At 66.6% G+C, this 5,891-nt stretch carries 8 protein-coding genes; 4 read left to right on the top strand and 4 right to left on the bottom strand.

The features are described 5' to 3' along the window. The 4 genes from AC1DYI_RS24555 to AC1DYI_RS24570 form a co-directional block, all read right to left on the bottom strand. Positions 1-1,012: choice-of-anchor tandem repeat GloVer-containing protein (locus AC1DYI_RS24555; protein ID WP_477206755.1), on the bottom strand; the 1,012-nt coding region annotated here is incomplete at its 3' end. Between the two features lie 129 nt (positions 1,013-1,141). Further along, positions 1,142-2,569, bottom strand: a complete 1,428-nt coding sequence (locus AC1DYI_RS24560; RefSeq protein ID WP_477206756.1) for a dihydrolipoyl dehydrogenase — start codon at positions 2,567-2,569, stop codon at positions 1,142-1,144. Positions 2,570-2,679: 110 nt separating this feature from the next. Then, positions 2,680-3,177, bottom strand: a complete 498-nt coding sequence (locus AC1DYI_RS24565; protein WP_477206757.1) for a MarR family winged helix-turn-helix transcriptional regulator — start codon at positions 3,175-3,177, stop codon at positions 2,680-2,682. A gap of 63 nt (positions 3,178-3,240) precedes the next feature. Next, the gene (locus tag AC1DYI_RS24570; RefSeq protein WP_477206758.1) at positions 3,241-3,474 is read right to left on the bottom strand and encodes a SlyX family protein; all 234 of its coding nucleotides are present in this window, start codon (positions 3,472-3,474) and stop codon (positions 3,241-3,243) included. A 142-nt stretch (positions 3,475-3,616) separates the two neighbouring features. Here AC1DYI_RS24570 and AC1DYI_RS24575 point away from each other — a divergent pair, with 142 nt between their 5' ends. From AC1DYI_RS24575 to AC1DYI_RS24590, 4 genes are all read left to right on the top strand, one after another. Next, the gene (locus AC1DYI_RS24575) at positions 3,617-4,501 is read left to right on the top strand and encodes a hypothetical protein (protein WP_477206759.1); all 885 of its coding nucleotides are present in this window, start codon (positions 3,617-3,619) and stop codon (positions 4,499-4,501) included. Positions 4,502-4,626: 125 nt separating this feature from the next. Further along, complete coding sequence (locus tag AC1DYI_RS24580; RefSeq protein ID WP_477206760.1) at positions 4,627-4,992, top strand: hypothetical protein; 366 nt, start codon at positions 4,627-4,629, stop codon at positions 4,990-4,992. Between the two features lie 389 nt (positions 4,993-5,381). Next, the gene (infA, locus tag AC1DYI_RS24585; protein WP_329716288.1) at positions 5,382-5,642 is read left to right on the top strand and encodes a translation initiation factor IF-1; all 261 of its coding nucleotides are present in this window, start codon (positions 5,382-5,384) and stop codon (positions 5,640-5,642) included. A gap of 80 nt (positions 5,643-5,722) precedes the next feature. Further along, the coding region (locus AC1DYI_RS24590; protein WP_477206761.1) for an RNA recognition motif domain-containing protein at positions 5,723-5,891 on the top strand (169 nt) is incomplete at its 3' end.

The raw sequence follows: 5,891 nt of genomic DNA on the forward strand, positions 1-5,891 counted from the left end.
ACGCACCACCCCAGAAGACCGTGCCATAGAAGTTGCCGTCGCTGGCCTTCAAGAGGCCACCCGACGGGCGCGCCCACACGTCCATCACCTTGATGCTGCCATCGCGCTTCAGCAAGAACAGGGCACCTTGGTCCTGCGAGCCGCCGAAGTTCGACGTGCCGTACAGGCTGCCGTCGTCGCCCTCGACCAACGGGCTGGTCGAGCCATTGGCGTCGCCAGCCTGCGCGCCGAACCCATGCACACGCGTCATCTGGCCGTCGAGTGTCATGCAGTACACCGTGCCACCACCCCAGCGCCCACCGGTGTAGGTGGTGCCGCACAGGTGACCGTCGCGGGTCTGGATCAACGGTGCCAGCGGCCGCTGACCGTCCTTCCGGCTGGCGCCGAAGTGGTACATCACCTCGAAAGTGCCGTCGAGCGCGATCCGGTACACCGTGCCGTGCCCGTACTGACCGCCGCTGCTGGTGGTGCCATAGAGGCAGCCATCGCTCGCCTGGACCAGGCCGGCACCGGGATCACCGCCGTCATCGTCCCGGAAGGTGTGCAGCGTGGTCAGCACGCCGGCCGCGTCCAGGCGGAACACGGTGCCGGCCGGGAAGCCCCCTCCAACGCCACCTGAGGAGGTGACGCCGTACAGGTTGCCGTCGCTGGCCTGGATCAAGGTGCCCTCGGGGCCGTAGCCATCGCTGATACTGAACGAATGCACAGTGGCCACTGCGCCGCTCGGCTTCACGCGGTAGACCGTGCCGAAGTCATGGAGCCCGCCGGCGTACGACACGCCGTACAGGTTGCCGTCGCTGGCCAGCATCGGCGGACGGGGCCGCGCGCCACCGCTGTGAGGATCCTTGCCAAAGGCAAACGAATGCACGGTGCGGAAATGGACGACCGGCTCGGTATCAGCGGGGGCYGACTGAGCCTGTGCCACTGAGACAAGCAGCAGCGACACGGCGCCTGCCAGCCACGGGCGGAATCGAGCGGGTCGACGCTGCGAACCAGTGGATTCAGTGCTCATACCTAGCTCCCGACTTGAACGCACAGTCGGCCGAGCATAACCACACGCCGGCCGGCGTCAAGCCAAGCCATCGGCTCGACGCCATCACCCCCCTAACTCCACAACGTGGCGGCAACTCTCGTGCCAGGCTCAGCCCCCCGGCCCGCAATCCAGGCAACGCTCCACCGGCACCGGCCCCATACGCAGCGAGCGCTGCAGGAAACGCAGCGCGGTGCGCAAGCCTTCTTCGATGACCGGGTGGTAGAACGGGCTGTCGAGCATCTGCTGCACCGTGTCGCCGCGCTGCACCGACCACGCCAGCAGGTGCCCGATGTGCTCGGCGGCCGGGCCGATCATCTCAGCGCCGAGAAAGCGCCCGCTGCCGTGTTCGGCGTACACCCGCAACGCGCCCTGGTTCTTCAACATCACGCGGCTGCGGCCCTGGTCTTCGAACAGAACTTCACCGGTCTCGAACGACACCTTGTCATGGCACAGCTCCAGGTGGCTGCGGCCGGCCAGCATGATCTGCGGGTCGGTGAAGGCCACGGCCAGCGGCGCGCGGCGTGGGCGTTCGCGCACGTCCGGGTAGCGGCCGGCGTTGTCGCCGGCGATGCGGCCTTCGTCGGCGGCTTCATGCAGCAGCTCCATCTCGCTGTTCGCGTCGCCGGCGATGAAGACATGGCTGTCGCCGATCTGCGAGGTGCGGCGATCGAAACGCGGCACACCCTGCGCATCCAGCGGCAGGTGCGTGTTCTCCAGGCCCAGGCCGCGCACGTTCGGCGCCCGCCCAGCGGCGGCCAGTACCCACTCGAAGCGTTCTTCGCCGGACTCTGTCTGCACGATGACCTCGTCACCTTCGCGCCGCAGCTGCAGGTTCTTGGCCTCCAGCTGCAGCGACAGCTCGCGGCTGAAGATCTCGCGCGTCAAGGTCTGCAGCGCCGGGTCGGTCAGCGGGCCGATGCGCGCGCTGCGGCCATACATGCGCACCCGCACACCCAGCCGGTGCAGCGCCTGCGCCAGCTCCAGCGCGATCACCCCGGCGCCGAGCACGGCCACCGACTTCGGCAGCGTCTGCCAGCTGAACACGTCGTCGTTGATCAGCAGGCGGTCGCCCGCCGCCTCGCGCCATTGCGCCGGGACCGTCGGGTGCGAGCCGGTGGCGATGACGATGCGCGCCGCCCTCACCTGGGTGTGGTCGTCGACCTGCAGCGTGTGCTCGTCGATGAAACGCGCGTGGCCACGCAGCTTGTGCTCGTCCGGCCATTTCTCGACCGCCTCGGTGACGAAGCCGACGAAGCGGTCGCGCTCGTTGCGCACGCGGCGCATCACCGCTTCGCCGTCAATGCGCAACGGGCCGGCGTGCACGCCAAATGCCCCGGCATGCTGCGCCGTGTGCGCGGCTTCCGCGGCGGCAATCAGCAGCTTGCTCGGCATGCAGCCCACACGCGCGCAGGTGGTGCCGTAGGGGCCGCCTTCGATCACCAGCACGTTGCGGGTGTGTGCCAACGCGGAGCGGTAGGCCGTCATGCCGGCGGTGCCAGCCCCGATGATCGCCACGTCGACCTGCAGTTGCTTCATGAGTCCCCTTTCGCGGCCTGCCGGTGGCCGGACACGCAGGGTAGCGCGGCGGCGCGGCGAGCGCCATGCGAAGGGACTTACTTGTCGATTGCCGCAAGYCGGCGGCGTGGTCAGCCTTCGCTGGGTGCGCGACTGAGCGCGTTGTTGGCGGTCACCAGCTGGTTCAACATGCGCAGGAATTCGGCCCGCTCTTCGGGCGGCAACGGCTGCAGCATGCGCTCTTGCGCGCGCAGCATCGCCGGAACGACCTCGGTCAGCAACGCATGGCCGGGGCCGGTCAGTGACAGCAGCCGTACACGCCGATCAGATGGATCAAGATCACGCTGCACCAGGCCGCGCGCCTCGAGCCGGTCGATCACGCTCGCGATGGTCGAGGTGTCGAAGCCGATCGAGCGGGCCAGCGAACGCTGGTCCACACCGGGCGCGTTGGCCAGCGCCTGCATGGCCGCGTACTGCACAGGGGTCACACCGTGCGGCTCGGCTTCTTGCAGAAAGATCGCCACCGCAATCTGCTGCAGGCGGCGGATCGAATGGCCGGGCAGGCTGTCCAGCGCGATGGCGTTGGCGGCGGATGCAGCGCGGCTCTTGTCGTTCTTGGGGGCGGGCATGAAAAACGGGCTTCGAGAAGCGCGCCGGATGCTATCACCAGCCTCCCGGCCGGCGCTCATTCGTCAGTAGTGCGGCGGCAGCTCGTCGCGCAGGCTGCGCGGGGTGCCCGAGCTGTCGTTCGGAAGCTGGTCGCGCAGTTGGCGCAGTTCGCGCATCAGCAGCTCGATCTGCTGCTGTTGGCGCACGATGGCGTCGTTCAGGTGGTCGATCAGGTCTTCGTTGAAGCTGGCCTTGATCTCCAGCTCGGTCAGGCGGCGGTCGATCTCGGCGGATGAAGGGTCGTGCACAGCGCTCATGCCGCTATTGGACCAGCGAATCGACCACGAAACGTGCGCGATGGAATCCCCAATCTGACAGGCGACCGCACTGCGGCGGCCCCTAACCCGATAGGCTGACGCAAGACATCACCCGAGCGTAGAGTGCGCGCCAGGAGGCGCCATGACGATTCCGCTCAAGCAGTACTCGCCGCTGGACGTGATGCTCGGCCGGCCCGCCGCGGCCAACTTTCCGCTGCACCCGCGGCGCTTTCTGGCCCAGGGCGACTCGTGGTTCTCGTTCGGCTCGATCAACCCGCTGGCCACCGGCAACATGATGGACGGCATGGCCTTCGAGAAGGACAGCTGCGTCGTCAACTGCGCCCACCCGGGCGATGTGCTGGACCACATGGTCGACAAGCGGCGCGAACCGCTGTTCGCCAACCTGCTGATCGGCCGGCAGGCGTGGCACTGGGACGCCATCCTGCTGTCGCCCGGCGGCAACGACCTGATCGATTTCATCCGTGTGCCGCAGGTCGACGGCAATGGCCTGCCAGTGCCTGCTTTCCTGCGGGCCTTGCTGACGCCAGTCGAACGCGGCGGCGCCCCCGACCGCGCCGCGGCCTATGTCAGCGAACAGGGCTGGGACACCTTCGTGCAGCACATCGTGCCGCAGTACCACGAGTTCGTCGCCATGCGCGACGCGRCCACCAGCCAAAGCCGTGAGGCACCGATCTTTGTCCACACCTACGACTTCATCACCCCGCGTGATGCCGGTGCGGGCGCGGGTGTCGGCCCCTGGCTGTTCACGGCCTTGACTGAGTACGAGATTCCGCAGGCCTTGTGGATACCGTTGACGCGCTTGTTCCTGTCGCGCCTGACCGGCCTGATGCGCAGCATGGCCTTGCCTCAGTTCCATGTGATCGATACCCAGGGCACCCTGGAACCGGCGGACCTCGGCACCCATGGCGACGACCACGACTGGGCCAACGAGATCCACCCCAACCCAGGCGGCTACGTGAAACTGGGCGCGGTGTTCAGCGCGGGCATCGAAGCGCTGATGCCTTGAGTGCCGTCGCGGCCCGGGTCGATTTCGTGAACCGAATGTAAAGCTGCCCGGCCGGCTGCTGTCGGCCGTCAGCAAAGGTGCCGCCTCATGCGTTGAACAGTCACGTTTCAACAGCGGGGTTTTCCATGAACTCGCCCAAATATTCGATGCTGGCATTGGCAACGGCCCTGGCCGCCAGCGCTCTGTTGTCAGCCTGCTACGTCGTGCCGGCCCGGCCCTACCGCGGCGGATATGCCTATGACGATGGTTATGCGTACGGACCACCTGTGGCCGTCGCACCGCCGGCAGCCCAGGTCGAGGTCGTCGGCGTGGCACCTTATCCGGGCGCGATCTGGATCGGTGGCTACTGGAACTGGGTTGGTGGCCGGCACGTGTGGATCAATGGCCGCTGGGACTCGCCGCGACCCGGCTACCGCTACGAACCCCACATGTGGCACAGGGATGGCCAGGGCTGGCGCGAAGCGCCCGGCCGGTGGCGCCCGGTCAATTGACCCTGACTCGAACCAAACAGCGCCGCCTCATGCGGCGCTTTTTGTTGGGCCCGTGCATCGGCAAACAGCTCGATTTCGATAAAGCAAGCACAAAAACGGGCTCTGGACTAGAATACAGAGGTTGCCGCGTTTTTGCTCACTGTCGCGGCATGTGCGGCCTGACGGCCCCAAAGCTCCCACCGGCCTGCCGATACATCGCAGCCCGCGCCTTGCTCCCGTACCGGCTCATCGCTTGGTCCCCGCGGTCGTCAACCTCACTTCCGCGGCGAGCATCATTCCCGGCCCACACGTGCGCAGCGGCCGACAAACCTTCTCCAACGGCCCTACGCCCTGCCGCCTCCTGGCAAGTGGGTGCACCGGCCGCCCCATTTTTTGCCCAAGGAATCTCATTGGCGAAAGAAGAACTGATCGAAATGCACGGCAAGGTCGAAGACGTCCTGCCCGACTCACGCTATCGCGTGGTTCTCGACAACGGCCATGTGTTGGTTGCTTACACCGCCGGCAAGGTGCGTAAGAACCACATCCGTATCCTCGCCGGCGACCGCGTGTCGCTGGAGCTGTCCCCCTATGACCTCAGCAAGGGACGTATCACCTTCCGGCATCTCGACCGTGGTGGCGCACCCCGCCCTGGTAGTGGCCCCCGTCGCTGAACGGGCAATCTTTTGTTAACTTCGCGGACCCGGCGACAGGAAGCGCCGGGAATGCAATTTCCCCACCAAGAAAGGGCCCCATGGGCAACAAACTCTACGTCGGCAACCTCGCTTACAGCATGCGCGACGACTCTCTCCAACAAGCTTTCTCCGAATTCGGCACCGTCACGTCCGCCAAGGTCATGATGGACCGTGACACCGGCCGCTCGAAGGGCTTCGGCTTTGTCGAAATGGGCTCGGACCAGGAAG

The organism is Ideonella sp. P3_A4 (assembly GCF_056403075.1).

Excerpts from the sequence above, each read along its gene's own strand:
- AC1DYI_RS24560 (WP_477206756.1), bottom strand. The coding sequence starts at position 2,569 with ATGAAGCAACTGCAGGTCGACGTGGCGATCATCGGGGCTGGCACCGCC.
- AC1DYI_RS24565 (WP_477206757.1), bottom strand. The coding sequence starts at position 3,177 with ATGCCCGCCCCCAAGAACGACAAGAGCCGCGCTGCATCCGCCGCCAAC.
- AC1DYI_RS24570 (WP_477206758.1), bottom strand. The coding sequence starts at position 3,474 with ATGAGCGCTGTGCACGACCCTTCATCCGCCGAGATCGACCGCCGCCTG.
- AC1DYI_RS24580 (WP_477206760.1), top strand. The coding sequence starts at position 4,627 with ATGAACTCGCCCAAATATTCGATGCTGGCATTGGCAACGGCCCTGGCC.